Consider the following 23403-nt stretch of genomic DNA (forward strand, 5'->3'; position numbering starts at 1 on the left):
ATAACGCATCGCATTATCGGGTGTGGATAAAAACGGGCAAAGAACGTTCGTGCGTATGCCTCGCAGAAACCTTCCGGCCCCTGCGTTCCCAAGGGTTTCCGCGCCCGGAGGGTCCCCCGTGCCGACCGCCCCGTCACTCCGGCGGAGCACAACCCGCGGGAGTGACCGGCCGCACTGCTGTGCGGCCTGCCGCCTGACCTCCTGCGCGGCCTGTTATGCGGCCTGCCGCGCGACCTACCGCGCGGCCACGATCCGGACGGCCCCGGCGGACCGCTCCGCCCCTGCGGCCCCCTCGGAGGCGACGGGACGCCACTCGTCGGAGTCGCTGCCCACGGTCCACTCCCGGCCCGCGTACGTCACCCGCTCGATGCGCAGCGCCGAGGAGTTGGCGACCGCCCAGTGCGCCAGCTGCCAGCCCCGCTGCCGCTCGTCGCGCCCGGTGGCGTCCGCCTTCGCCCCCTCGGGCACCGGAACCGTCACCGTCCGCCCGCGCGCGGTCGCGGTCACGCTCGGCGACGGGGACGGCGACGGCACGGGCGTCCCGCCCACCACCGCGCCGGTCTCCTGGAGCGCGTCCCGCCCGAAGTCCCGTACCAGCGCGGCCCGTACCGCGTCCGGACCGGTCTGTGGCGCCGTGTGCTGCGGGCGCCCGTCACAGGTCAGCGTGGCCGCCGCCCGCCCGGTCAGCGCCGCCGCCAGCAGCGCGGCGTCCGACTCGTGCTTGGCGTACGCCTCCGGGTAGCCGCTGCGCTGCACCCGCTGCGCGGCCACCGTCAGCGGCAGGTCCGTGTAGTGCGGCACCTTGGCCAGGTGCGCGTAGAAGATGCCCGCCGCGTACGTCGGGTCCATGATCTGCCGCTCGCTGCCCCAGCCCTGCGAGGGGCGCTGCTGGAACAGGCCCAGCGAATCCCGGTCGCCGTGCCGGATGTTGCGCAGCCCCGACTCCTGGATGGCGGTGGCCAGCGCGATCGTCACCGCGCGCTCCGGCAACCCGCGCCCGGTGCCCACGGCCGCGATCGTGGCCGCGTTCTCCGCCTGCTCGGGCGTGAACTCGTAGGCGGCCCCGTCACCGGAGGCCGAGACCACCGCGCAGCCGCGCGCTCCGCCGCCTCCGGTGACGTACTGCACCACGAGGTACGCGGCGACACCGCACAGGACCAACAGGGCCGCGGTGAAACGGAAACGGCGACCACGGCGCTTGGGAGAGGTGGGGGACGGCTCTGGCACGCGTACAAGGTACTGGAGCCCGGCCGGAGCCCCTCGTGGGGTCCGTGCCGTCGGCCCGGCGGTGTTCCGGCAGGTGGCGCGCTAGGGTCGAGGCCATGCCCGACACCTCCCTTGACCTCACGCTGGACGCCGCCACGCTCACCGCGCGGCTCGTGGACTTCCCGTCGGTCAGCGGCACCGAGAAGCCGCTCGCGGACGCGATCGAGACGGCCCTGCGCGCCCTGCCGCACCTGACCGTGCACCGGTACGGCAACAACGTGATCGCCCGGACGGACCTGGGCCGCGCCGAGCGCGTCATCCTGGCCGGCCACATCGACACCGTCCCGATCGCGGACAACGTGCCCTCGCGCCTCGACGACGGCGTGCTGTGGGGCTGCGGCACCTGCGACATGAAGTCGGGCGTGGCGGTGCAGCTGCGCATCGCGGCCACGGTCCCCGCCCCCAACCGCGACCTGACCTTCGTGTTCTACGACAACGAGGAGGTCGAGGCCGAACGCAACGGCCTCAGGCATGTCGCGGCGGCCCATCCCGAGTGGCTGGAGGGCGACTTCGCGGTCCTGCTGGAGCCCTCCGACGGCGAGGTGGAGGGCGGCTGCCAGGGCACGCTGCGGGTGCTGCTGAAGACCACGGGCGAGCGGGCGCACTCGGCGCGCGGCTGGATGGGCTCCAACGCCATCCACGCGGCGGCCCCCATCCTGGCCCGCCTGGCGTCCTACGAGCCGCGCCGGCCGGTCATCGACGGGCTGGAGTACCGCGAGGGCCTGAACGCCGTGCGCATCGGCGGGGGAGTGGCGGGGAACGTCATCCCCGACGAGTGCGTGGTGACGGTCAACTTCCGCTACGCCCCCGACCGCACCGAGGAGGAGGCGATCGCGCACGTCCACGAGGTGTTCGCGGACTGCGGGGTCACGGAGTTCGTCGTCGACGACCACAGCGGGGGCGCGCTGCCGGGTCTGTCCCACCCGGCCGCCGCGGCCTTCATCGAGGCGGTGGGCGGCACCCCGCGGCCCAAGTACGGCTGGACGGACGTGTCCCGGTTCTCCGCGCTCGGCATCCCCGCGGTCAACTACGGCCCCGGCAACCCGCACTTGGCGCACAAGCGGGACGAGCGGGTGGAGACCGCGAAGATCCTGGCGGGCGAGGAGCGGCTGCGGAACTGGCTCACCGCGTAAGGGCGCGCGGACGCCGGCGCCCGCCGGACACGCCGGGGTCCCCCCTCCGTAACCCGTATGGATCTAGGCTGAGCAGGAACTACCGGCAAGCGGAGGGAGCGGACATGCCTACCGGCAACCCCGAGGGGAAGAAGCAGCCGCCGGAGGAGCAGCGGCTCGGACCGGTCCTCCGACGGCGGGGCCAGGTCACCGCCAGTACGACCGACCAGCGGCTGCTGGACGAGCGCGCTCCCACCGACTGGGTGCACACCGACCCCTGGCGGGTGCTGCGCATCCAGTCGGAGTTCATCGAGGGCTTCGGCACGCTGGCCGAACTCCCGCCCGCGATCAGTGTGTTCGGCTCGGCGCGGACACCGGTGGACTCGCCCGAGTACGACGCGGGGGTGCGGCTCGGCCGGGGGCTGGTGGAGGCCGGCTTCGCGGTCATCACCGGCGGCGGCCCGGGCGCGATGGAAGCGGCCAACAAGGGGGCGTGCGAGGCGGGCGGCATCTCGGTGGGCCTCGGCATCGAGCTGCCCTTCGAGCAGGGGCTCAACCCCTACGTCGACATCGGCCTGAACTTCCGCTACTTCTTCGTCCGCAAGATGATGTTCGTGAAGTACGCGCAGGGGTTCGTGGTCCTCCCCGGCGGCCTCGGCACCCTGGACGAGCTCTTCGAGGCCCTCACCCTCGTCCAGACCCAGAAGGTCACCCGCTTCCCCATCGTCCTCTTCGGCAGCGAGTACTGGGGCGGCCTGGTGTCCTGGCTGAGAGACACCCTGGTCGCCCAGGGCAAGGCGGCGGAGAAGGACCTGCTCCTGTTCCACGTCACGGACGAGGTGGAGGAAGCGGTGGCCCTGGTGTCGAAGGAGGCGGGCCGGTAGGGGAAGGCGTTCGGCCACCGAACGGACAAGGGTCCGGGCACGGCGGCCGCGCCCGCGGGTGACCGGCGCCTAGGCCAGGCCTCGCCGGGCCACCGTGGGTGCGCGGTGGCCGGCGATGGCGGTCACCATGTCGAGCACCTGCCGGGTCTCGGCCACCTCGTGCACCCGGTACACCTGCGCCCCGAGCCAGGCGGACACGGCCGTCGTGGCCAGCGTGCCGATCAGCCGCTCCTTCACCGGCCGGTCCAGGCTCTCGCCCACGAAGTCCTTGTTGGACAGCGACACCAGCACCGGCCACCCCGTGGCCACCATCTCGTCCAGCCGCCGCGTCGCCTCCAGGCTGTGCCGGGTGTTCTTCCCGAAGTCGTGCCCGGGGTCGATCAGCACCGACTCCCGCGGCACCCCCAGCGACACCGCCCGCTCGGCCAGCCCGAGGGTCACGTTCAGGATGTCGGCCATGACGTCGTCGTACGTCACCCGGTGCGGCCGGGTCCGCGGCTGCGCCCCGCCCGCGTGCGTGCACACCAGCCCCACCCCGTACCGCGCCGCGACCTGCGCGAGCCCGGGGTCCACCCCGCCCCACGCGTCGTTCAGCAGATCCGCGCCCGCCTCGCAGACGGCCTCGCCGACCTCGGCCCGCCAGGTGTCCACGCTGATGATCACATCGGGGAACCGGCGCCGTACCTCCGCGACGAAGCCCACCGTCCGGCGCGCCTCCTCCTCGGCCGAGACCTCCTCGCCGGGCCCGGCCTTGACCCCGCCGATGTCCACGATCGCGGCGCCCTCGGCCACCGCCTGCTCCACCCGCGCCAGGGCCGGTTCGTCGCGGAACGTGGCTCCTCGGTCGTAGAAGGAATCCGGCGTCCGGTTCACGATCGCCATGATCACCGGCTCGTGCGGCCCGAATTCCCGCTTGCCCAGCCTGAGCATCCGCCCTGCCCTCTCCTAGTACGTCCCGCTGTACCGCCGCCTGTGACCCTAACTGTCGGACCCGCATGGCACGATCGGAGCCTGACAGATACTGCTGCCGGCACAGCGTCCGGTACGAGCGTGGGGACCCTGGCGATGGTGATGTTCTTGTTCCTGGTCGTCGCGCTGGCCATCGTGGTCGCTGCGGTGACGCTGGCCGTGGTCGGCGGCGGGGAGAGCGCCCCGCTGCCGGAGGCGGCGCCCGAGCGGCTCCAGGACCCGCTGCCCCCGGACCGCCCGGTGGACCGCGCGGACGTGGAGACCCTGCGCTTCCCGGTCGCGCCGCGCGGCTACCGCATGGCCGACGTGGACGACGCGCTCGGCCGGCTCGCCGCCGAACTGGGCGAGCGGGACGCCCGGATCGCCGACCTGGAGTCCGCGCTGGCCGGCGCCCGGGCCACCGCGCACGAACAGCGGGCCGACCAGGGACAGCCCGTCGACCACGGACAGCCCGTCGACCACGGGCAGCAGGCCGAGCACGGACAGACGGACCCGGGCGCGGGCCGGGAGGAGCAGCGATGACCGGCAGAGCCGCCGTCGCCGGGCCGGACGGCGCCCTGCGCTGCCCCTGGGCCCTGTCCACCGACGACTACGTGGCGTACCACGACGAGGAGTGGGGCCGCCCGGTCCACGGCGACGACGCCCTCTTCGAACGGCTCAGCCTGGAGGCCTTCCAGTCGGGCCTGTCCTGGATCACGATCCTGCGCCGCCGTCCGGGCTTCCGCGCCGCCTTCGCCGGCTTCCGCATCGAGAAGGTCGCCGCGTTCACCGACACCGACCGCGAGCGCCTGCTGGCCGACCCGGGCATCATCCGCAACCGCGCCAAGATCGACGCCACGCTCGCCAACGCGCGCCTGCTCGCCGACTGGGCCGAGGGCGAGCTGGACGAGCTGATCTGGTCCCACGCCCCGGACCGGGCGGACCGGCCGGTCCCGAAGACCCTGGACGACGTGCCGGCGGTGACCCCCGAGTCCACGGCCCTGTCCAAGGCCCTGAAGAAGCGGGGCGTGAGATTCGTCGGCCCGACCACGGCGTACGCCCTGATGCAGGCGTGCGGCCTGGTCGACGACCACCTGGAGGCCTGCGTGGCCCGCGGCACCCCGTAGGAAGACGCATCCGCCGCCCCGCGGCGCGCTACCGCCCCAGGTACTTCGGCTTCTCCTTGTTCACGAACGCCTGCACGGCGATGGCGTGGTCCTCGGACCGCCCGGCCCGGGTCTGGAGCTCGTCCTCCTTCTCCAGCGTCTCGGCCAGGGAGTGCGTCAGCCCGTAGGCCACCGCCTCCTTGATCGCCGCGTACGCCACCGTCGGCCCCTCGGCCAGCGCCCGCGCCACCTTCCCGGCCTCGGCGCGCAGCTCGGCGGCCGGTACGACCCGGTTGGCGATCCCCAGCTCCAGGGCGTCCTGGGCGCTGATGCTGCGCGGGAAGAGCAGCAGGTCGGCGGCGCGGCCCGGGCCGACCACCCGGGGCAGCGTCCAGGAGATGCCGGAGTCGGCGGTCAGGGCGACGCCCGCGAAGGAGGTGTTGAACGCGGCGGTGTCGGCCACCAGCCGGTAGTCCGCGGCGAGCGCGAAGCCGAACCCGGCCCCGGCCGCGACGCCGTTCACCGCCGCCACCACCGGCTTCGGCGCCCCGGCCAGGGCCCGCACGATCGGGTTGTAGTGCTCCCTGACCGTGCTCATCGTCTGCCCGGTGCCGCTCTTACGGTCACCGGCCAGCAGCCCGATGTGCTCCTTGAGGTCCTGGCCCACGCAGAAGGCCCGGTCCCCGGCGGCGGTCAGCAGGATCGCCCGTACGGCCGTGTCCCCGGCCGCCGATTCCGCCGCCTCCCGCAGGGCAACCTTCGTCGCGATGTTCAGCGCGTTCATCGCCTCCGGGCGGTTCAGCGTGATCGTCGCGAGTCCGTCGCTGACCTCGTAGAGCACGGTGTCGGCCATGGCGTGTCCCCTCCGGATAGCCGCTGGTGACGTACCGCTCGGTACGTCCATGTCTGAGGACAGCATGGCGGAGATCACCGGCCGGCGGCCGGAGTGGACGTGTGACCTGCGTCAAAGAAAACCGGGACGGAAGCGGCCGGAGGAGCCCTGCGGGGTGGCGCAGTATCGCAGGCACATCGCCGAATTGAGTGGTTTTGCTCGCGCGCGTTGCCCAAGCGATGCCGACCGATGTTGGTCATCGGGTCCTGCGATGCGGGATAATGGCCAGGAAGCAATGTGTTCGATGCCGGTGTCGCGTGTCCGTTTCGGATGGCGGGTGCCCCCTTCCGGGGGTACCGGCAGACGATGAGCTGGTTTCAGGAAGGGGAACGAGCATGGCGGCCATGAAGCCGCGGACGGGTGATGGCCCGCTCGAGGTGACCAAGGAGGGGCGGGGCATCGTCATGCGCGTTCCGCTCGAAGGCGGCGGTCGACTCGTCGTCGAGCTGACCCCTGACGAGGCCGAGGCGCTTGGCGACGCCCTCAAGAAGGTCGTCGTCTGACGTCCCGATTCTGTCCTCGCGGCTGCCCCGGCATCGTAAACGGTGCCGGGGCAGCCGCGTTTCCGGGGCCCGCCGGCACCGCCCGCAGGACCCGCACCGCAAGCACCCCACGCCCCTTGGGCACGTCACACACCGCCGTCACCGCTTGACGGCGCACAGCAGTCCGTCGCCCACCGGCAGCAGCGACGACACCAGCTCCTGGCTCTCCCGCACGGTGCGCAACAGCTCCCGCAGCCTCAGCACCTCGGCGGGCTGGGGCCCCGAGTCGACCGTACGGCCGTCCGCGAAGACCCCCTCGAAGACCACCAGGCCGCCCGGCCGCAGCAGACGCAACGATTCGGCGAGATAGTCCGGGTACTCCAGCCGGTCCCCGTCGCAGAACACGAGGTCGTAGCCGGCGTCGGCGAGGCGCGGCAGGACCTCCAGGGCGCGGCCGGGGATGAACCGGGCCCGGTTGCTGGCGAAGCCGCAGCCGCGGAGGGCCTGCCGGGCGAACTGCTGGTGGTCCGGCTCCGAGTCCACCGTCGTGAGCACCCCGTCCGGCCGCATCCCGTGCAGCAGATGGATGCCGGACACCCCGCAGCCGGTGCCGATCTCCGCCACCGCCTTCGCGTCCACGGAGGCGGCGAGCAGTCGCAGCGCGGCGCCCGCGCTGGGCGACACCGAGCGCAGCCCAGCCTCGCGGGCCCGTTCGCGGGCCCAGCGCAGCGCTTCGTCCTCGGCGACAAAGGCGTCGGCGAACGCCCAGCTCGTCTGCCGGTTGGCGGTAATGACCCTCTCCTGTCCCCGTGGTTGCCTGGGCGTGACTGTATCCGTTGGCGGCGGGAACCCGCAGATGAGCCCGTGCGTTTACAGGGATGAGACGGTGGCCGGCGACGCGACGGGGGGCGAGCGGTGGGGCAGGTTGCCGAGCAACTGCTGACGCAGCCGGATGAGCCGGATCAGCATGTATCAAATTCTCGTAAAACCGCTTATCCGGAGCTAACGGGCGAGGTGGCTATGGTAGGGGCTCCACTGGACACCACCAGAGCCGACAGGGGAGGTGCGGCTGCGCCCGGGGACCGGGGTGGAGTGCTGCGGCGCTTCCTCGGGTCGGCGGGCAGGCCGAAATCCGTGACCGACACCGCTGCTGACAGTCACGCCGCCGGGACCGCCGCAGGCGAGACCCCGACCGCGACCTTCACCACCGACGCGGACGGGCAGGCGTGGACTCCGCCCACGTGGGACGAGATCGTCAGCACGCACAGCGGCCGGGTCTACCGACTGGCCTACCGCCTGACGGGCAACCAGCACGACGCCGAGGACCTCACCCAGGAGGTCTTCGTCCGCGTCTTCCGCTCCCTGTCGACGTACTCGCCGGGCACCTTCGAGGGCTGGCTGCACCGCATCACCACCAACCTCTTCCTGGACATGGTCCGGCGCAAGCAGCGCATCCGCTTCGACGCCCTCGGCGAGGACGCGGCCGAGCGCCTGGCCAGCCGCGAGCCCACCCCGCAGCAGCTGTTCAACGACGCGCACTTCGACGCCGACGTCCAGCAGGCCCTGGACACCCTGGCACCCGAGTTCCGCGCCGCCGTCGTCCTGTGCGACATCGAGGGACTGTCGTACGAGGAGATCGCCGCCACCCTCGGCGTGAAGCTCGGCACGGTCCGCTCCCGTATCCACCGCGGCCGGTCCCAGCTCCGCAAGGCCCTGGCGCACCGCTCCCCGGAGGCCCGCGCGGCCGAGCGGCGCTCCTTCCTGGCCCGGGTCCCCGCTCTGGGGGGAGGGGGCGCGACCGCGTGAGTGGATCTCGGTCGAAACCTGCCGAGGAGGCACACCTCGCAGAGCAGCACCTGGGAGACCGGCTCTCCGCCCTGGTGGACGGGGAACTCGGTCATGAGACGCGTGAGCGGGTCCTCGCGCACCTGGCCACCTGCGCCCGGTGCAAGGCCGAGGCGGACGCCCAGCGCGCGCTGAAGAACGTCTTCGCGGAGGCCGCCCCGCCCCCGCCCTCGGCGAGCCTCCTGGCCCGCCTCCAGGGCCTTCCCGGGGGCAGCCCGGACGGCGGTGGCACACCGTCACCCGGGGCCGGGCTCGGTACCTCCGGCGGCCTCGGGCCCTTCGCGGCGCGCCGCGGCGACCGCCTCCCGTTCGGGTACGTCCCGGCCCGCCCGCCCGGCCTGCTTCCGGCGGGCGCGGACGGCGCCGACGGACCGCGGGACGGCGGCTTCCGCATCCACCACCCCGTCGGCCGCCCGGACGACGCCCGCCCCGCCTCGCGCGGCCGGCGGTTCGCGTTCGCCGCCGCCGGCGCGGTGTCACTGGCCGCGCTGGCCCTCGGCGGCGTGACCACCGCCTTCCCCGGCGACCCGGCCACGGACGCCCGCGGCGGCTCCGGCGTCATCCCGGTGCGCTCGGCGGGCTCCGGCACGGGCGGCGGCGCGGCCACGCAGGACAACCAGCGCCGGCGCCCCATGGGGCCGCTGCTCGCCCAGGGCGGCGCGCTGCTCGGCTCGGCCCCGGTGGCGCCGACCACGCTGTCCGCGCCGTTGCTGCCCGGGGTTCCCGCGCCGGCCTCCGGGCCCGCCCGGAGCGAGGCGGTCCGCGCGCTGACCGCGCCGGTGTTCGCCGGTGCGGCCGCCGTCTCCCCGCTGATACGCCCGCTGGACGAGACCATGGCCCTTCCGCGCACCGACTGGCCCGCGCCTCCCGGAGCCACCGGCTCCGGCCCGCTGTCCGCCCCCGTCCCCGACACCACCCCCACGTCCTCCACGCCCTGACCGTCACTGCGCCACGGCCCGCGAACCTGGTGAACCTGGTTCAATCCTGGGAGGCCGTGCCCGGGGCGCCGACCCGGGGCGGCAGCCGATGTCCCGTGACCGCGCCGACGCGCGGTCACGGCCCAGCCGTGGGGAGAGCATGAACGAGGGGAACGGCGTGCCGCCGGCGGACGGACCACGGGGAACGACGGGGGTGACACCGACGGCCCCCGCCGACCCGGCCCCGCCGCAAACCCCGTCCCCCGAAGGCGACTTCGAACTGGCCAAGCCGACGCCGGCCCTACAGTCCGCCGACACCACAGGAGAGGCCGGGGGAGAGGCGGAGCGGCGGAGCGGGGGAGTGGCCGGGGCGACCGTCACGGGCCCTGCGCGGCCGGTGACGGCGATAAGCGGACCCGACGCGACGGCGGGCTCCGCCGGGCGGGCCGAGGCGACGTCCCCCGAGCCGGGCGCCGAGCCCACGGTTTCCGCCGTACCGGCCGCACCCGCCGTACCGACCGTGTCTGCCGGGGGCTCCGGGGCTCCGGTCGGGGAGGCCACCGCACCGGACGCCGGTGAGCGGGCCGGGTCCGAGGGGGTCGCCGGCGAGTGGACTGGGGCCGAGGGGGACTCGTACGAGCGGGCCGGGGCTGAACGGGCCGAAGCCGAGGGCGTTGGAGCCGATGGCGCAGGAGCCGAGGGCGTCGGGGCCGAGCGGATCAGGCCCCTGCACGATCCCGACCCCTACAGCACCCCGCCGTACGGCGAACCCGGCCCCTGGGCGCCCGCGCCGCCGGTGCAGCATCCGGCGGTCACCCCGGCACACGGCACGGCCATACGTACGCCCCCGGCCCCGCCGACGCCCACCATGGCGACCCCGGCCCCCGCCCTTCAGGACACGCCCGCGCCTGTGCAGCCCTCGCCCCGGCCGCAGTCGCCCGCCCCCGCCATGGCGCCCGCGCCGCACATCCCGGGACCCGCCACGGCGCCCGTGCCCGCGCAGGCGCCCGCATCCCAGGCGGCGGTCCCCGCCACGGCGCTCCCACCCTCCGTACCCCAAGGCGTCCCCGCGCCCCAGGTGCCCGGCCCCGCCATGGCGCCCGCGCCGCACATCCCGGGACCCGCCACGGCGCCCGTGCCCGCGCAGGCGCCCGCACCCCAGGCGGCGGTCCCCGCCACGGCGCCTTCGTCCCCTGTAGCCCAGGGCGCGCCCCCGCCGCAGACGCCTGTGCCCGTCACAGCGCCCGCACCCCAGGCGGCCGCCCCCGCCACGGCGCCCCCACCCCCCGTGCCCCCCACCCCCCAGGACCTCGGCCCCTGGAGTCGTTACGACCCGTGGGCAGCCGGGGTGGGCCGGGGGCAGGGGGCTCTGCAGCAGACCGGTGGCAAGGTGTTGACGCGGGCGCAGCGCAGGCGGCGGGCCTGGCGGTGGGTCGTCGGGTGGTCCCTCGTCGTCGCCGTCGTCTCCGGTGGCATCGGCGGAGTCGTCGGCGCCCACGTCGAACGCGAGCGACTCGACGGCGTACGGCTGCCGCAGGCCGGAAGCGGGCCGGCCGGCCGCGCGCCGGACAGCGTGGCCGGGATCGCCGCCCGCGCCCTGCCCGGCGTGGTCACCCTGCACGTCCGGGGCGCCGGCGAGGCGGGTACCGGCACCGGCTTCGTCCTCGACGCCCAGGGGCACATTCTCACCAACAACCACGTGGTCGAGCCCGCCGGACCGGACGGCGAGATATCCGTGACGTTCAGCGGCGGCGACACCGTGCGGGCCGAGGTCGTCGGCCGCGACGGCGGCTACGACCTCGCCGTCGTCCAGGTGCACGGCGTCCACGGACTCACCCCGCTGTCCCTCGGCGACTCCGACGACGTCCGGGTGGGCGACCCCGTCGTGGCCATCGGCGCCCCCTTCGGCCTCGCCGACACGGTCACCTCCGGCATCATCAGCGCCAAGCAGCGGCCCGTCACGGCCGGCGGCGAGAAGAGCGACGGAAGCGACCTCAGCTACGTCGACGCGCTCCAGACCGACGCCCCTATCAACCCGGGCAACTCCGGCGGCCCGCTGCTCGACTCGCGGGCCCGGGTCATCGGCGTCAACTCCGCCATCCGCTCGGCCGGCGGCGGCTCCGGCGCCGACGGCGACCAGGCCGGTTCCATCGGCCTCGGCTTCGCCATACCCGTCAACCAGGCCAAGCGGGTCGCCGAGGAACTGATCGACCACGGCCACGCCACCCACCCCGTGATCGGCGTCACACTCGACATGGGCTACACCGGTGACGGCGCCCGCGTCGGCGGCGAGGGCGCGAGCGGCGGCCCCGCCGTCGCCCCGGGCGGACCGGGCGACCGGGCGGGCCTGAAGGCGGGCGACGTCATCACCGGGGCCGACGGCGAGCGCGTGCACACCGGTCGGGAGCTGATCGTCAGGATCCGCGCCCACCGGCCCGGCGACCGGCTGCGCCTGACGGTCGAACACGGCGGTACGGAGCGGGAGGTGTCACTCGTGCTGGGCGCGTCCGAGCAGAACTGACAGAAGTCTCACCTCGGGACGGTACCGGTCGGACGGGATGGCCGGGTACCGTTGAGCGACCGAGGACATCGCAAGGAGCGTCAGGTGTTCAATGACATAGGGCCACTGGAGCTGGTGACCATCATCGTGCTCGCCGTGCTCGTCTTCGGTCCGGACAAGCTCCCCAAGGTCATCCAGGACGTCATGCGCACGATCCGGAAGATCCGCGAGTTCTCGGAGAGCGCCAAGCAGGACATCCGCGACGAACTGGGCCCGGAGTTCAAGGACTTCGAGTTCGAGGATCTCAACCCCAAGACCTTCATCCGCAAGCAGCTGGACAACGAAGAGCTGGGCCTGAAGGAGATCCGCAACGGCTTCGACCTGAAGAAGGAGATGGCCGAGGTCACGGACGCCGTCCACAGCCGCGACGGCGAGGCGCCGTCCCCGCCTCCCTCGTCCTCCGGCGGGCGCGTCGACATGACCAAGAAGCCCGAGGGCCCCGGCGACGACCGCCCGCCGTTCGACGCGGACGCCACCTGAGCCACGTTCTCTCCTCCCGACACGCAGGCGGGCGTACGCCGCACACGTGACGCGTTTCATAGCGCGCTCCCGTCGCACACGGCGTGAACAGGCCGTTCGCGCGACCCACGCATCCAGCGCCTGCCCTGCCGTTCTCACCGGTGTGGATATGCTGCCGAGTTGTTGTGCGGACCCGACGCGTACGCCCGAAGGGGGGCGGTCCGGCCGGTCCGACGAGAGCGAGGAGGCGTCCGGGCAGATGGAGACGACGAGTCGGGTGGGCGCGCAGGCGCCGGCCGCGGAGGGCGGACAACAGCTCCCCTCCGCCCGGCGTACGGTCGACGGTTACCTGCGGGCGCCCTTCCCCTGGTACGGGCTCGACGAGGCGTTCACCGGACCGCGCTGGCTGATGCAGGTCGGCACGACGGCCGACGGTGCCGTGGAGCACGGCTCGATCGGGCACGGCGACGAGCCCTCGCTGCGGGGCGAGACCGGTTCCGGTGAACCGCGGGAGAAGTTCGCGGTGGTGGTGACCGTCGCCGCGCAGCCGTCCCGGCGCAGCGCCGACGGCACGGGGATGCTGGAGGCGACGTCGGTGTCCTCGGCGGCGTGGCTGGCCGGGGTGGGGCTGCTGTCGTTCACCTGGCCCGGGCAGATGGACCACAGCCTGCGGGACGACTGGCTGGAGCAGCAGACGGAGACGGCGTGGGCTCTGGCCGACGACCTGGACGGGCCGGAGTGGTCCCGGCTCTCCCTGCCGGTGGACGGGGTCGCCGCGTCGTTCCACTACCGGGAGACCGAGTTCGGGTGGGTGCTCGCCGGTACGACCGGGGCGGGCGTCCATCTGGGGGCGTACGGGCGGGGGATGAGCGCGTACGGTCTCGGGCTCGCCGTGGTGAAGGACGTGGCCGCCTACGCGTGACCGAGGGGCACCGGGTGGTTCCGGCGCCCCCTCGCCGTAGGGCCTTGTGCGGTGCGGACCGGCTCAGAACTTGTTCTTCGGCGTGAGCCCCAGCGACAGGCCCGACAGACCCCGCTGCCTGCCGCCGAGCTTGCCGGCGATCGCGCGCAGGGCCGAGCCCGCCGGTGAGCCGGGGTCGGTGAGGACCACCGGCTTGCCCTCGTCGCCGCCCTCGCGGAGGCGGACGTCGATGGGGATGCTGCCGAGGACCGGGACCGTCGTCCCCGTGGTGCGGGTGAGGCCGTCGGCGACCAGCTGGCCGCCGCCCGTGCCGAAGACGTCGACCATCTCGCCGCAGTGCGGGCAGGGCAGGCCGGACATGTTCTCGACCACGCCGACGATCTTCTGGTGGGTCTGTACGGCGATGGAACCGGCGCGCTCGGCGACCTCGGCCGCCGCCTGCTGCGGGGTCGTGACGACCAGGATCTCGGCATTCGGCACCAGCTGGGCCACGGAGATCGCGATGTCACCCGTGCCGGGCGGCAGGTCCAGCAGCAGGACGTCCAGGTCGCCCCAGTAGACGTCGGCGAGGAACTGCTGGAGGGCGCGGTGCAGCATCGGGCCGCGCCAGACGACCGGGGCGTTGCCCGGCGTGAACATGCCGATGGAGATGACCTTCACGCCGTTCGCGGACGGCGGCATGATCATGTTCTCGACCTGGGTGGGCCGGCCGTCGGCACCCAGCATGCGCGGCACGCTGTGCCCGTAGATGTCGGCGTCCACGACACCGACCTTCAGGCCGTCGGCCGCCATCGCCGCCGCCAGGTTCACCGTCACCGAGGACTTGCCGACCCCGCCCTTGCCGGAGGCGACGGCGTAGACCCGGGTGAGGTTGCCCGGCTTGGCGAAGGGGACCTCGCGCTCGGCCTGGCCGCCGCGCAGCGCCGCCGCCAGCTCCTTGCGCTGCTCGTCGCTCATCACGTCCAGGGTGACGTCGACCCGGGTGACGCCCTCGACCCGCGAGACCGCCTCGGTGACGCGTTGCGTGATGGTGTCCCGCATCGGGCAGCCGGACACCGTCAGATACACGGTGACCGCGACCGCTCCGTCCGCGCCGATCTCCACGGACTTGACCATCCCGAGTTCGGTGATCGGGCGGTTGATCTCGGGGTCGTTCACCGTCGCCAGTGCCTCGCGCACCGCGTCTTCCGTAGCCATAAGGACGATGGTACGGCCCGCCGAGGGGCCTGAGGGATGCCCTTCAGCGGTCGTCTGTGTCACGTCCCGGCGGGCGTTCCGTCCGTTCCGCCGGGAATACGACATGGCCCGCGTGCCCGTCGTGCCGGCGGTGCTCCTCCAGCTCCTTCAGCAGGTCCTGGAGCTCGGAGCGGATCCAGTCGCGGGTGGCCACCTCGCCCAGTCCGGTGCGCAGCGCGGCCACCTCCCGGGTCAGGTACTCGGTGTCGGCGATGGACCGCTCGTTCTGCTTGCGGTCCTGCTCCAGGTTGACCCGGTCGCGGTCGTCCTGCCTGTTCTGCGCGAGCAGGATCAGCGGGGCGGCGTACGACGCCTGGAGGGACAGCATCAGGGTGAGGAAGATGAACGGGTACTCGTCGAACCGCAGATGGCGGGGCGCGGCGACGTTCCACAGCACCCAGACGATGATGACGACCGTCATCCAGACGATGAACCGCCCCGTGCCGAGGAACCGGGCGATCTTCTCCGACAGCCGGCCGAAGGCCTCCGGGTCCCACTCCGGCAGGAACCGGCGCCGGGGCGGGCGCGGCTGGTCCAGCCGGGGCACCCGGGGCCGGCCGGCGGCCGTGGCGCCCGCCGGATGCCGCTCACGGGACACGGTCTCGCGCTCAGGAACCATGCGGGGGCGCCTCCTCTCCCTCGTCCAGGTGGAACTCCGTCTCCCGCCAGTCGTCGGGCAGCATGTGGTCCAGTACGTCGTCCACGGTCACCGCGCCGAGCAGCGACCCCGACTCGTCCACCACGGGCGCCGCCACCATGTCGTAGGCGGCGAAGAACCCGGCGACGACCGGCAGCGCCGCGTCCGGGTCCAGCGGCTGCAGATCGTGGTCGACCAGCGAGCTGACCAGGGTGTACGGCGGGTCGCGCAGCAGCCGCTGGAAGTGCACGGTGCCCAGGTACTTGCCGGTCGGGGTCTCGTCGGGCGGGCGGCAGACGTAGACCTGCGCGGCGAGGGCGGGGGAGAGGTCGGGGTTGCGGACCCGGGCGAGGGCGTCGGCGACGGTGGCGTCCGGGCGCAGCACGATCGGCTCGGTGGTCATCAGACCGCCGGCCGTGTGCTCCTCGTACGCCATCAGCCGGCGCATGTCGGCCGCGTCGGCGGGCTGCATCAGGCTCAGCAGCCGCTCCTTGTCCTCCTCGGGCAGCTCGCCCAGCAGGTCGGCCGCGTCGTCCGGGTCCATCGCCTCCAGCACGTCCGCCGCGCGCTCCTCCTTCAGCTTGCCGAGGATCTCGATCTGGTCGTCCTCCGGCAGCTCTTCGAGGACGTCGGCGAGCCGGTCGTCGTCCAGGGCGGCGGCCACCTCCGCGCGCCGCTTGGGGGACAGGTGGTGCAGGACGTTGGCGAGGTCGGCGGGGCGCAGCTGCTCGAAGGTGGCGAGCAGGCTCTCGGCGCCCTGCCCGTGCTCTTCCAGGGAGAACCCGGTGACGGCCGACCACTCGGCGGTGAGCGTCTCGCCCTTCGCCCGCCGGAAGGCGCCGCCCTTCCTCCCCTTGCGCAGGAAGACCCGGTCGACCTCCCAGTCCCGGCGGGCGGGCAGCTGCTGCACGGATACGTCGAGGACGGTGACCTCCTCGCCGGTCTCCACCAGCGTCACCCGCCGGTCCAGCAGCTCGCCGAAGACCAGCCGCTCGGTGGGCCGCTGCTCGAAGCGCCGGACGTTGACCACGCCGGTGGTGATGACCTGGCCCGACTCGATGCCGGTCACCCGGGTCATGGGCAGGAAGATACGGCGCCGGGTGGACAGCTCCACGACCAGCCCGAGGACCCGCGGGGGCCGTCGCCCGACACGCAGCATGACGACGATGTCGCGGACGCGGCCCACCTGGTCGCCGGTCGGATCGAAGACGGGGACCCCGGCGAGGTGCGAGACGAAGATCCGGGGGGCGCCGGCTGCCATGACTGTGCTTCCTTTGCGTGAGGGTCGTGGGAATTGCTCTGATATGCCCGCACGGGTGCGCTTCAGGCTAGCCCGTCCTGATCCGCCACGCCCTGGTGGGCGGTCCGGACGGACCGGCTCCGCCGGGTGGGCGGAGCCCCGGTACCCTGCCGTACGCCGCTCAGGAACCGTCAGAAAGGCAGCTCCCTTGGTGACTGCGATTGCCCGGGGCCGTACCCGCCGCACCGCTTGGGTGACCACGGCCTGCGCACTGGCTGTGACGGGAGCGCTGGCGCTGTCGGGGTGCGGCGGCGAGGACGATCCCGACGCCGGTACCAACGGGATCGGCAAGCTGCCCCCGGACCGGATCCAGGCCAGGACGCGGGCCGCGGCGGACGCGGCGAGCGCGGTACGGCTGTCCGGGACCGTGGTCACCAGCGGCCGTACATACCGGCTGGACATGCGGCTCAAGGCCGACGGCGGCACCGGGTCGGTGACCGCGCAGGGGACGACGTTCAAGCTGCTGCGGGTCGGCGAGGACCTGTACCTCAAGGCCGGCGCGGACTTCTGGAACCACGCCGACGGCGGCGACGGCGCCTCCGGCAAGCTGGACGGCAAGTATGTGAAGGTTCCGCAGCGGGACCCGGCGTACAAGAAGTTCAGCGGCTTCACGGACAAGGGCGTCCTCCTCGACGGTCTGCTGACGTTGCACGGCACGCTGGCGACGGACGGCCGGCACGCCGACGCGTCGGGTACCCGCACGATCCGCATCACCGGCGACCACGGTTCCGGCGGCACGCTGGACGTGTCCCTGCAGGGCACGCCGTATCCGCTGCGTCTGGTCCGCGCCGGCCGGGCGGGGACGCTCCGCTTCTCCGACTGGGGCAGGAACTTCACCGTCGAGGAACCGGCGAAGTCGGAGACGGTGGACTACGGCAGACAGCTGCCGGCGTCGTAGCGGACCGTCCCGGACCGCCCTCGGCTCCTCACTTCTTCTTCCCGCGCTTCATCAGCAGCTTCGGCAGGCCCGCCGGTACCGCCGCGCGCGTGGTCACCGGCGTCGGCACCGGGCGCTCCGCCAGGCTGCCGTCCGGCAGCGGGGCCACCGGACCCGCCGGCACCAGGCGCAGCACCCGGCACTCGCGGGCCCAGCGGGCCGGCATCTCCTCGCCGTCGGGGGCGTTCAGCCGCTTGCCCTTCAGCTCGGCCACCGTCGCCTGCCACTCCTCGGAAGCGGACGGCAGTTCGCGGACGGTGACCGGGAACGTCACCAGACGGCCGCCCTTGTCCTTGCTGCGCACGCTGACCTCGGCGGTGCCCCCGTCGTCGAGCCCCGCCAGCGGCTGCTCGTCCGGCCCGTCGCCGACCACGCACACCGCGCCCTCGTGCCACACGTGCCACAGCGCCCGCGCGGCCGGGGCGCCGGCGCCCCTGACCCAGATGAGGCCGGACTTCTTCGCGGCCTCCTCGATGAGGGCCCGGTCGAGCAGCTCGCTTGTCATGGACCCCAGCCTAACCAGGCCTAACCGGCCCGCTCACAGCCAGCCGTTGCGCTTCAGCGTGCGGTGGATCCCCAGACAGATCGCGGCGGTGATGCCCATGATCACCGGGTAGCCGTACCGCCAGTGCAGCTCGGGCATGTGCTCGAAGTTCATGCCGTACACCCCGCACACCATCGTCGGTACGGCGATGATGGCCGCCCACGCGGTGATCTTGCGCATGTCCTCGTTCTGCGCGACGGACGCCTGGGCGAGATTGGCCTGGAGGATGGAGTTGAGCAGTTCGTCGAAGCCCATGACCTGCTCCTGGACCCGGGCCAGGTGGTCGGCCACATCCCGGAAGTACTTCTGGATGTCCGGGTCGATCAGCCGCATCGGCCGCTCGCTCAGCAGCTGCATGGGCCGCAGCAGCGGCGCCACCGCGCGCTTGAACTCCAGTACCTCGCGCTTGAGTTGGTAGATCCGCGCGGAGTCCACACCGCGCGAGACCCCGCCCTTGCGGCCGGGCGAGAAGACCTCGGTCTCCACCTCGTCGATGTCGTCCTGCACCGCGTGGGCGACCGCGATATAGCCGTCCACCACATGGTCGGCGATGGCGTGCAGCACGGCCGATGGGCCCTTGGCCAGCAGTTCCGGGTCGTCCTGGAGGCGGTGGCGCAGGCCGCGCAGCGAACCCTGGCCGCCGTGCCGGACGGTGATGAAGAAGTCCCGCCCGGTGAAGCACATGACCTCGCCGGTCTCCACGACCTCGCTGTTGGCGGTCAGCTGGTCGTGCTCGACGTAGTGGATGGTCTTGAAGACCGTGAACAACGAGTCGTCGTAGCGCTCCAGCTTGGGCCGCTGGTGTGCCTGCACGGCGTCCTCCACGGCCAGCGGGTGCAGCCCGAACTCGCTCGCGATGCCGGAGAATTCCTCCTCGGTCGGCTCGTGCAGGCCGATCCAGACGAACCCGCCGTCACGGCGCACCTGCCGCATCGCCTCCTGCGGGCTCAGCGGCCCCGCGCTCGGCACGCGGGCGCCGTCGCGGTAGACGGCGCAGTCGACGACGGCCGAGGGCGTCGCGGGGTCGCGCGTGGTGTCGTACGACGTCCCGGCATCCTTGCGCAGCGAGACGCGGGACGAGGGGCGGACCACGGCTCGCAGGTCGCGGATCATCGACATGGGCAGGCTCCTTCGCGGGCGGGCGGCGAAAGCGCGCGGAGCGACGGGTGGAACTACCCGGAATGGGGACGTCCTGGCTGTGCGTGGGTGGCACGTCCACAAAGCGGGGAGCACCGCGCCGTCGCGGTGGCGGCTTCACTGCCGATGCAGAACTGATTCAGATCAGACAGATCAGGCAAAGCGAAACGAGGTGCTCTTCCGAACGACGACGCGCAAAGGAAGACGGCGGCCAGCCGGTAACTGCGTCAGCGGCCGGAAGAGCGAGTGGTACTGCACGGTCGACTTCGATCCATGGCAGCCCCACCTCCTCCGGCCGGTCCCTCGTAAGGGAGTCTCAACGGTGTCGGGACTTGACAGCGACGCTTGCACGTGTCGCCCCGAACCACCGGCTCAGAGTACCAGCCGCCGATACTGTCAAGGCGCCGCTTTGCCCGCTACTGACGAGTTCTATGCTCGCCGCATGGCTGATGTTCTTCCTCTGGTCGAGGCCCGGTTGACCACCGCGCTGGGCGAGCCGGACGCGCGCGCCGCCGTCACCTTCCTCGGCACGGACCGCATCGAGGTGCTCCGCTTCCACGAGGGGGACGTCGTCCGGTACGCCACCCTGGGGATGTCCCGGCAGCCCATGACGGACCCCACGGCGGTGCTCGCGGATCCGGTGAAGGGGCCCCGCGCCGAACTGGTGCTGTCCGTCCGCGCGGGCCTGGCCGACACCGACAAGCTGCTCCGCCCGCTCGCCGTCCTGGCCGCGAGCCCGCAGGTGGAGGGCCTGGTGGTGGCCCCCGGTGCCTCCCTGGACGTGGGCGGGCCGCTGTGGCCCGGCGCCCCCTTCACCTCGGTCCTGGTGGGCGAGCCCGGGGGGCTGGTCGAGGACCTGGAACTGGACGCCCCGATGGACCCCGTGCGGTTCCTGCCGCTGCTGCCGATGACCCCGAACGAGGCCGCCTGGAAGCGGGTGCACGGCGCCCAGGCCCTCCAGGAGCGCTGGCTGGCGAACGGGACGGACCTGAGGGACCCGGTCCGCAAGTCCGTCCCGCTGGACTGACCCGGCACCGCCCGCCGGAGTGATCGATCTCACCAACACAAGGCCGGATCCGGTCAGTTGGCGAAGACTCCGACGCCGTCCTCGGTGGCGTGCCGCGGCTCCAGTTCCTCCGCCTCGTGGACCAGGGCCCGGCGCCGGACGAGGACCACGAGCGCGCCCAGCAGCGCCGTGACGGCCGCGACCACGAACGGGATGTGGATGTCGGTCCACTCCTCGATCTTGGGGGCGAAGTAGGGCGCCGCGGCGGCGGCGAACCAGCGCACGAAGTTGTAGCCCGCGCTCGCCACCGGGCGCGGGGCGTCCGACACGCCGAGGGCCAGCTCGGTGTAGACGGTGTTGTTCACGCCGATGAAAGCGCCGGACAGGATCGTGCAGACGATGGCCGCGGTGTGGTTGCCGTAGCCGAGCACGAACACGTCCGCCGCGAGCAGCACCAGCGAGCCGCCGAGCACCTTCAGCGAGCCGAACCGCTCCTGCATACGCGGGGCCACGATCACCGAGAAGACGGCGAGCAGCAGGCCCCAGGCGAAGAACACCGCGCCCGACCGGTACGGCGTCATGTCCAGCACGAACGGCGTGAAGGCCAGCACGGTGAAGAACGTGTAGTTGTAGAAGAACGCGGAGACCGCCGCCGAGGCCAGACCGCCGTGGCCGAGCGCCCTGAGCGGGTCCAGGACCGAGGTCTTGCGGGCGGGCCTCGGCTGCTCCTTCAGGAACGCCGTGATGCACAGGAAGCCGACCGCCATCAGCGTGGCCGTGCCGAAGAAGGGGTAGCGCCAGCTGGCGTTGCCGAGGACCGCGCCGAGCAGCGGGCCGCAGGCCATGCCGAGGCCGAGCGCGGACTCGTAGAGCAGGATCGCCGCCGCGCTGCCGCCGGCCGCCGCGCCGACGATGACCGCGAGGGCGGTGGAGACGAACAGCGCGTTGCCGAGGCCCCAGCCGGCCCGGTAGCCCACGAGCTGGCCGACCGAGCCGGAGGTGCCGGCCAGGCCGGCGAACACGACCACGAACGCGAGGCCGAGCAGCAGTGTCCTCTTCCCGCCGATCCGGCTGGAGACGAAGCCGGCCAGCAGCATCGCGACGGCCGTGATCAGGAAGTACGAGGTGAAGAGCAGGGACACCTGGCTTGCGGTGGCGTCGAGGCCCTGGGCGATCGACGGCAGGATCGGGTCGACGAGGCCGATGCCCATGAAGGCGACGACGGAGGCGCCGGCCGTGGCCCAGACCGCCTTGGGCTGCCGCAGGATGCCGCCGGCTCCCGCGTCTAGGGGGTCCATGTGCTTCTCCCATCCTCACTAGGTAGTTGGGTTATACACATAGTAAGTTAGCTCACCTAATTAATGCAAGATGCATCTATCGTGGCGGGTCGGGTATATGGTCGGCTCTTCCGTCCGGACGGGTGATCATCCTTGACGTGGACGGTCGGGGGTAGGACCGTGGAGCCCTATGAGGGGCGAACCCAGTTGCCCGAGATGCGGTGGCCGGGTCAGGGCTCCCGGACTCTTCGCCGATGCGTGGCAGTGCGATGTGCACGGCACGGTGTATCCGCTGCAGCCCGTGATCCCGCCCAGCGTCGAGGCGCTCAACGTCGTCGTGCATCGCACCCAGGTGCCGGTGTGGATGCCGTGGCCGCTGCCGGTCGGATGGCTGTTCACCGGGGTGGCGTACGCCGGGGACGACCGCAGCGGCGGCCGCGCGACCGCGGTGGCCTGCTCGGGCCCCGGACCGCTCGGCGGCCCCGGCGAGCTGATCCTGATCGCCGAGGAACTGGGCGTCGGCCTGGGCGCGCGCTACGCCGGCATCGACGGCCCGGACCCGGGCTCGTACATGAACGTGGAGAAGCCGCCGCAGACCAAGGTGCTGGCCGCCGGCCGCCCGACCCCGCTCTGGCACGTCTACCGCACCCCCGACGACCGTGCCGTCTTCGCCGGGGAGGCGCTCGGCATGTGGCTCTGGGCGGTGATCTGGCCCGAGCAGTCCGGACTGCTGATGTACGACGAACTGGTGCTGACGGATCTGCGGGACGCGGGGGCGGAGATAGATCTGGTGCCGTGCGGAGCGTTGTCGCCGCGCTTGCTTCGGCCGTAGCGCCTGCCGGGGTGCCGGGTGCCGGGTGCCGGGTGCCGTGCCGTCGGCGGCTGCGGGTTCGCCGTGGCTTGTCCCGCGGTTCCCCGCGCCCCTTTCGGGGCCTCTTCGGTAAAGGTCGCTGCGTGGGTTCGGGTGTGACAGGCGGGGTGGGAAACACCGGTATCCTTAGGTGCCCGTGTCCCTTCCGCCCGTCTGTCTGGAGTTGTCGTGCGTATCGATCTGCACTGCCACTCCACGGCCTCCGACGGTACGGACACCCCGGCCGAGCTGGTGCGGAACGCCGCCGCGGCCGGACTGGACGTCGTCGCGCTGACCGATCACGACACCACCCGGGGCTACGGCGAGGCCATCGCCGCGCTGCCCGCGGGGCTGACCCTGGTCACCGGGGCCGAGCTGTCCTGCCGGGTCGACGGCATCTCGATGCACATGCTGGCCTACCTCTTCGACCCCGAGGACCCCGCCCTGCTCGCCGAGCGCGAGCTGGTCCGGGACGACCGGGTGCCGCGGGCCAAGGGCATGGTCGCCAAGCTGAACGCGCTGGGCGTGCCGGTCACCTGGGAACAGGTCGAGCGGATCGCCGCCGGCGGCTCCGTCGGGCGCCCGCACGTCGCCACCGCGCTGGTGGAGCTGGGGGTCGTGCCGACGGTGGGCGACGCCTTCACCGAGGAGTGGCTGGCCGACGGCGGGCGGGCCTTCGTGGAGAAGCACGAGACCGACCCCTTCGAGGCGATCCGGCTGGTCAAGGCCGCGGGAGGGGTCTGTATGTTCGCCCACCCGGCCGCGTCCAAGCGGGGCCGCACCGTGCCGGACTCCCGGATCGCGGAGATGGCCGAAGCCGGACTGGACGGCATCGAGGTCGACCACATGGACCACGACCTCGACGCCCGCGCCCGGCTGCGCGGCCTGGCGAAGGAGCTGGGTCTGCTGGTCACGGGCTCCTCGGACTACCACGGCAGCCGCAAGACCGTGGCGCTGGGCGCGTACACGACCGACCCCGAGGTGTACGGGGAGATCACCCGGCGGGCGACCGGCGCGTTCCCGGTGCCGGGCACCGGCGGAGCCTGAGGCCCTCCGGGGCCGGTCCGCCGTACGCACCTGATGTTC

General features: G+C 72.9%; 24 protein-coding genes. 14 read left to right on the forward strand and 10 right to left on the reverse strand.

What is annotated here, in order from left to right; all coding sequences use genetic code 11:
* Positions 1–234: 234 nt before the first annotated feature.
* Positions 235–1227, reverse strand: coding sequence for a VldE C-terminal domain-containing protein (locus tag ABD350_RS28670; protein WP_344351547.1), 993 nt, complete (start codon positions 1225–1227; stop codon positions 235–237).
* A 95-nt stretch (positions 1228–1322) separates the two neighbouring features.
* Here ABD350_RS28670 and dapE point away from each other — a divergent pair, with 95 nt between their 5' ends.
* Both dapE and ABD350_RS28680 read left to right on the forward strand, forming a co-directional pair.
* Positions 1323–2399, forward strand: coding sequence for a succinyl-diaminopimelate desuccinylase (gene dapE / locus ABD350_RS28675; protein ID WP_344351549.1), 1077 nt, complete (start codon positions 1323–1325; stop codon positions 2397–2399).
* Positions 2400–2503: 104 nt separating this feature from the next.
* The gene (locus ABD350_RS28680) at positions 2504–3262 is read left to right on the forward strand and encodes an LOG family protein (RefSeq protein WP_344351550.1); all 759 of its coding nucleotides are present in this window, start codon (positions 2504–2506) and stop codon (positions 3260–3262) included.
* 69 nt (positions 3263–3331) lie between these two features.
* On the opposite strand, the gene folP is transcribed toward ABD350_RS28680, so the two are convergent.
* The gene (folP, locus tag ABD350_RS28685; protein WP_344351551.1) at positions 3332–4192 is read right to left on the reverse strand and encodes a dihydropteroate synthase; all 861 of its coding nucleotides are present in this window, start codon (positions 4190–4192) and stop codon (positions 3332–3334) included.
* Positions 4193–4327: 135 nt separating this feature from the next.
* On the opposite strand from folP, the gene ABD350_RS28690 reads away from it, so the two are divergent.
* Together ABD350_RS28690 and ABD350_RS28695 are read left to right on the forward strand one after the other, a co-directional pair.
* Positions 4328–4753, forward strand: coding sequence for a DivIVA domain-containing protein (locus tag ABD350_RS28690; RefSeq protein ID WP_344351552.1), 426 nt, complete (start codon positions 4328–4330; stop codon positions 4751–4753).
* A complete protein-coding gene (locus ABD350_RS28695; RefSeq protein WP_344351553.1) occupies positions 4750–5337 on the forward strand; it encodes a DNA-3-methyladenine glycosylase I in 588 nt (195 codons plus the stop codon). Before ABD350_RS28690 ends, ABD350_RS28695 begins: the two co-directional genes overlap by 4 nt.
* Before the next feature lie 28 nt (positions 5338–5365).
* On the opposite strand, the gene chcB is transcribed toward ABD350_RS28695, so the two are convergent.
* Positions 5366–6169, reverse strand: a complete 804-nt coding sequence (gene chcB / locus ABD350_RS28700) for a 2-cyclohexenylcarbonyl CoA isomerase (RefSeq protein WP_344351554.1) — start codon at positions 6167–6169, stop codon at positions 5366–5368.
* Between the two features lie 374 nt (positions 6170–6543).
* On the opposite strand from chcB, the gene ABD350_RS28705 reads away from it, so the two are divergent.
* Entirely contained in the window at positions 6544–6711 is a 168-nt protein-coding gene (locus tag ABD350_RS28705) for a DUF3117 domain-containing protein (RefSeq protein ID WP_018544333.1), read from the forward strand.
* A 138-nt stretch (positions 6712–6849) separates the two neighbouring features.
* Here the strand turns inward: ABD350_RS28705 and ABD350_RS28710 are convergent, their stop codons facing one another.
* Positions 6850–7548 (reverse strand): O-methyltransferase, encoded by a 699-nt coding sequence (locus ABD350_RS28710; protein WP_344351625.1) that lies wholly within the window; start codon positions 7546–7548, stop codon positions 6850–6852.
* A gap of 234 nt (positions 7549–7782) precedes the next feature.
* Between ABD350_RS28710 and sigE the strand changes: the two genes are divergently transcribed.
* The 5 genes from sigE (at position 7783) to ABD350_RS28735 (ending at position 13393) form a co-directional block, all read left to right on the forward strand.
* The gene (sigE, locus tag ABD350_RS28715) at positions 7783–8496 is read left to right on the forward strand and encodes an RNA polymerase sigma factor SigE (RefSeq protein ID WP_189751208.1); all 714 of its coding nucleotides are present in this window, start codon (positions 7783–7785) and stop codon (positions 8494–8496) included.
* Positions 8493–9473 carry a zf-HC2 domain-containing protein gene (locus ABD350_RS28720; RefSeq protein ID WP_344351555.1) on the forward strand — a complete coding sequence of 327 codons (981 nt, stop codon included), beginning with the start codon at positions 8493–8495 and terminating at the stop codon, positions 9471–9473. Before sigE ends, ABD350_RS28720 begins: the two co-directional genes overlap by 4 nt.
* Positions 9474–10320: 847 nt before the next feature.
* Complete coding sequence (locus tag ABD350_RS28725; protein WP_344351627.1) at positions 10321–11973, forward strand: trypsin-like peptidase domain-containing protein; 1653 nt, start codon at positions 10321–10323, stop codon at positions 11971–11973.
* An 84-nt stretch (positions 11974–12057) separates the two neighbouring features.
* On the forward strand, positions 12058–12492 hold the full coding sequence (locus ABD350_RS28730; protein ID WP_344351556.1) for a sec-independent translocase: 435 nt from the start codon (positions 12058–12060) through the stop codon (positions 12490–12492).
* Positions 12493–12730: 238 nt separating this feature from the next.
* Positions 12731–13393, forward strand: a complete 663-nt coding sequence (locus ABD350_RS28735) for a hypothetical protein (RefSeq protein WP_344351557.1) — start codon at positions 12731–12733, stop codon at positions 13391–13393.
* Between the two features lie 63 nt (positions 13394–13456).
* Here ABD350_RS28735 and ABD350_RS28740 read toward each other — a convergent pair whose 3' ends face one another.
* The 3 genes from ABD350_RS28740 to ABD350_RS28750 are packed head-to-tail and all read right to left on the reverse strand — an operon-like array spanning position 13457 to position 16527.
* Complete coding sequence (locus ABD350_RS28740; RefSeq protein ID WP_030787938.1) at positions 13457–14590, reverse strand: Mrp/NBP35 family ATP-binding protein; 1134 nt, start codon at positions 14588–14590, stop codon at positions 13457–13459.
* Between the two features lie 43 nt (positions 14591–14633).
* Positions 14634–15248, reverse strand: coding sequence for a DUF1003 domain-containing protein (locus ABD350_RS28745; RefSeq protein WP_344351559.1), 615 nt, complete (start codon positions 15246–15248; stop codon positions 14634–14636).
* Complete coding sequence (locus ABD350_RS28750; RefSeq protein WP_344351561.1) at positions 15238–16527, reverse strand: magnesium transporter MgtE N-terminal domain-containing protein; 1290 nt, start codon at positions 16525–16527, stop codon at positions 15238–15240. Before ABD350_RS28750 ends, ABD350_RS28745 begins: the two co-directional genes overlap by 11 nt.
* 190 nt (positions 16528–16717) lie before the next feature.
* Here ABD350_RS28750 and ABD350_RS28755 point away from each other — a divergent pair, with 190 nt between their 5' ends.
* Complete coding sequence (locus ABD350_RS28755; RefSeq protein ID WP_344351629.1) at positions 16718–17464, forward strand: hypothetical protein; 747 nt, start codon at positions 16718–16720, stop codon at positions 17462–17464.
* 28 nt (positions 17465–17492) lie between these two features.
* Here the strand turns inward: ABD350_RS28755 and ABD350_RS28760 are convergent, their stop codons facing one another.
* Together ABD350_RS28760 and ABD350_RS28765 are read right to left on the reverse strand one after the other, a co-directional pair.
* The gene (locus ABD350_RS28760; RefSeq protein ID WP_344351563.1) at positions 17493–18008 is read right to left on the reverse strand and encodes a hypothetical protein; all 516 of its coding nucleotides are present in this window, start codon (positions 18006–18008) and stop codon (positions 17493–17495) included.
* Between the two features lie 33 nt (positions 18009–18041).
* Complete coding sequence (locus tag ABD350_RS28765) at positions 18042–19166, reverse strand: magnesium and cobalt transport protein CorA (RefSeq protein ID WP_344351565.1); 1125 nt, start codon at positions 19164–19166, stop codon at positions 18042–18044.
* 460 nt (positions 19167–19626) lie between these two features.
* On the opposite strand from ABD350_RS28765, the gene ABD350_RS28770 reads away from it, so the two are divergent.
* Complete coding sequence (locus ABD350_RS28770) at positions 19627–20211, forward strand: suppressor of fused domain protein (protein ID WP_344351567.1); 585 nt, start codon at positions 19627–19629, stop codon at positions 20209–20211.
* A gap of 53 nt (positions 20212–20264) precedes the next feature.
* Here the strand turns inward: ABD350_RS28770 and ABD350_RS28775 are convergent, their stop codons facing one another.
* Entirely contained in the window at positions 20265–21488 is a 1224-nt protein-coding gene (locus ABD350_RS28775) for an MFS transporter (RefSeq protein WP_344351569.1), read from the reverse strand.
* A gap of 169 nt (positions 21489–21657) precedes the next feature.
* Between ABD350_RS28775 and ABD350_RS28780 the strand changes: the two genes are divergently transcribed.
* Positions 21658–22299, forward strand: a complete 642-nt coding sequence (locus tag ABD350_RS28780; RefSeq protein WP_030614772.1) for a DUF6758 family protein — start codon at positions 21658–21660, stop codon at positions 22297–22299.
* Between the two features lie 207 nt (positions 22300–22506).
* Positions 22507–23364 (forward strand): PHP domain-containing protein, encoded by an 858-nt coding sequence (locus ABD350_RS28785; RefSeq protein WP_344351571.1) that lies wholly within the window; start codon positions 22507–22509, stop codon positions 23362–23364.
* Positions 23365–23403 lie beyond the last annotated feature (39 nt).

It is taken from the genome of Streptomyces nogalater (assembly GCF_039532885.1).
Taxonomy (GTDB): Bacteria; Actinomycetota; Actinomycetes; order Streptomycetales; family Streptomycetaceae; genus Streptomyces; species Streptomyces nogalater.

What these genes read in the sequence shown, in the direction of transcription:
- dapE (WP_344351549.1), top strand. Translation starts at nt 1,323, where the DNA reads ATGCCCGACACCTCCCTTGACCTCACGCTGGACGCCGCCACGCTCACC.
- ABD350_RS28680 (WP_344351550.1), top strand. Translation starts at nt 2,504, where the DNA reads ATGCCTACCGGCAACCCCGAGGGGAAGAAGCAGCCGCCGGAGGAGCAG.
- folP (WP_344351551.1), bottom strand. Translation starts at nt 4,192, where the DNA reads ATGCTCAGGCTGGGCAAGCGGGAATTCGGGCCGCACGAGCCGGTGATC.
- ABD350_RS28690 (WP_344351552.1), top strand. Translation starts at nt 4,328, where the DNA reads ATGGTGATGTTCTTGTTCCTGGTCGTCGCGCTGGCCATCGTGGTCGCT.
- ABD350_RS28695 (WP_344351553.1), top strand. Translation starts at nt 4,750, where the DNA reads ATGACCGGCAGAGCCGCCGTCGCCGGGCCGGACGGCGCCCTGCGCTGC.
- chcB (WP_344351554.1), bottom strand. Translation starts at nt 6,169, where the DNA reads ATGGCCGACACCGTGCTCTACGAGGTCAGCGACGGACTCGCGACGATC.
- ABD350_RS28705 (WP_018544333.1), top strand. Translation starts at nt 6,544, where the DNA reads ATGGCGGCCATGAAGCCGCGGACGGGTGATGGCCCGCTCGAGGTGACC.
- ABD350_RS28725 (WP_344351627.1), top strand. Translation starts at nt 10,321, where the DNA reads ATGGCGACCCCGGCCCCCGCCCTTCAGGACACGCCCGCGCCTGTGCAG.
- ABD350_RS28735 (WP_344351557.1), top strand. Translation starts at nt 12,731, where the DNA reads ATGGAGACGACGAGTCGGGTGGGCGCGCAGGCGCCGGCCGCGGAGGGC.
- ABD350_RS28740 (WP_030787938.1), bottom strand. Translation starts at nt 14,590, where the DNA reads ATGGCTACGGAAGACGCGGTGCGCGAGGCACTGGCGACGGTGAACGAC.
- ABD350_RS28745 (WP_344351559.1), bottom strand. Translation starts at nt 15,248, where the DNA reads ATGGTTCCTGAGCGCGAGACCGTGTCCCGTGAGCGGCATCCGGCGGGC.
- ABD350_RS28750 (WP_344351561.1), bottom strand. Translation starts at nt 16,527, where the DNA reads ATGGCAGCCGGCGCCCCCCGGATCTTCGTCTCGCACCTCGCCGGGGTC.
- ABD350_RS28760 (WP_344351563.1), bottom strand. Translation starts at nt 18,008, where the DNA reads ATGACAAGCGAGCTGCTCGACCGGGCCCTCATCGAGGAGGCCGCGAAG.
- ABD350_RS28765 (WP_344351565.1), bottom strand. Translation starts at nt 19,166, where the DNA reads ATGTCGATGATCCGCGACCTGCGAGCCGTGGTCCGCCCCTCGTCCCGC.
- ABD350_RS28770 (WP_344351567.1), top strand. Translation starts at nt 19,627, where the DNA reads ATGGCTGATGTTCTTCCTCTGGTCGAGGCCCGGTTGACCACCGCGCTG.
- ABD350_RS28775 (WP_344351569.1), bottom strand. Translation starts at nt 21,488, where the DNA reads ATGGACCCCCTAGACGCGGGAGCCGGCGGCATCCTGCGGCAGCCCAAG.
- ABD350_RS28780 (WP_030614772.1), top strand. Translation starts at nt 21,658, where the DNA reads ATGAGGGGCGAACCCAGTTGCCCGAGATGCGGTGGCCGGGTCAGGGCT.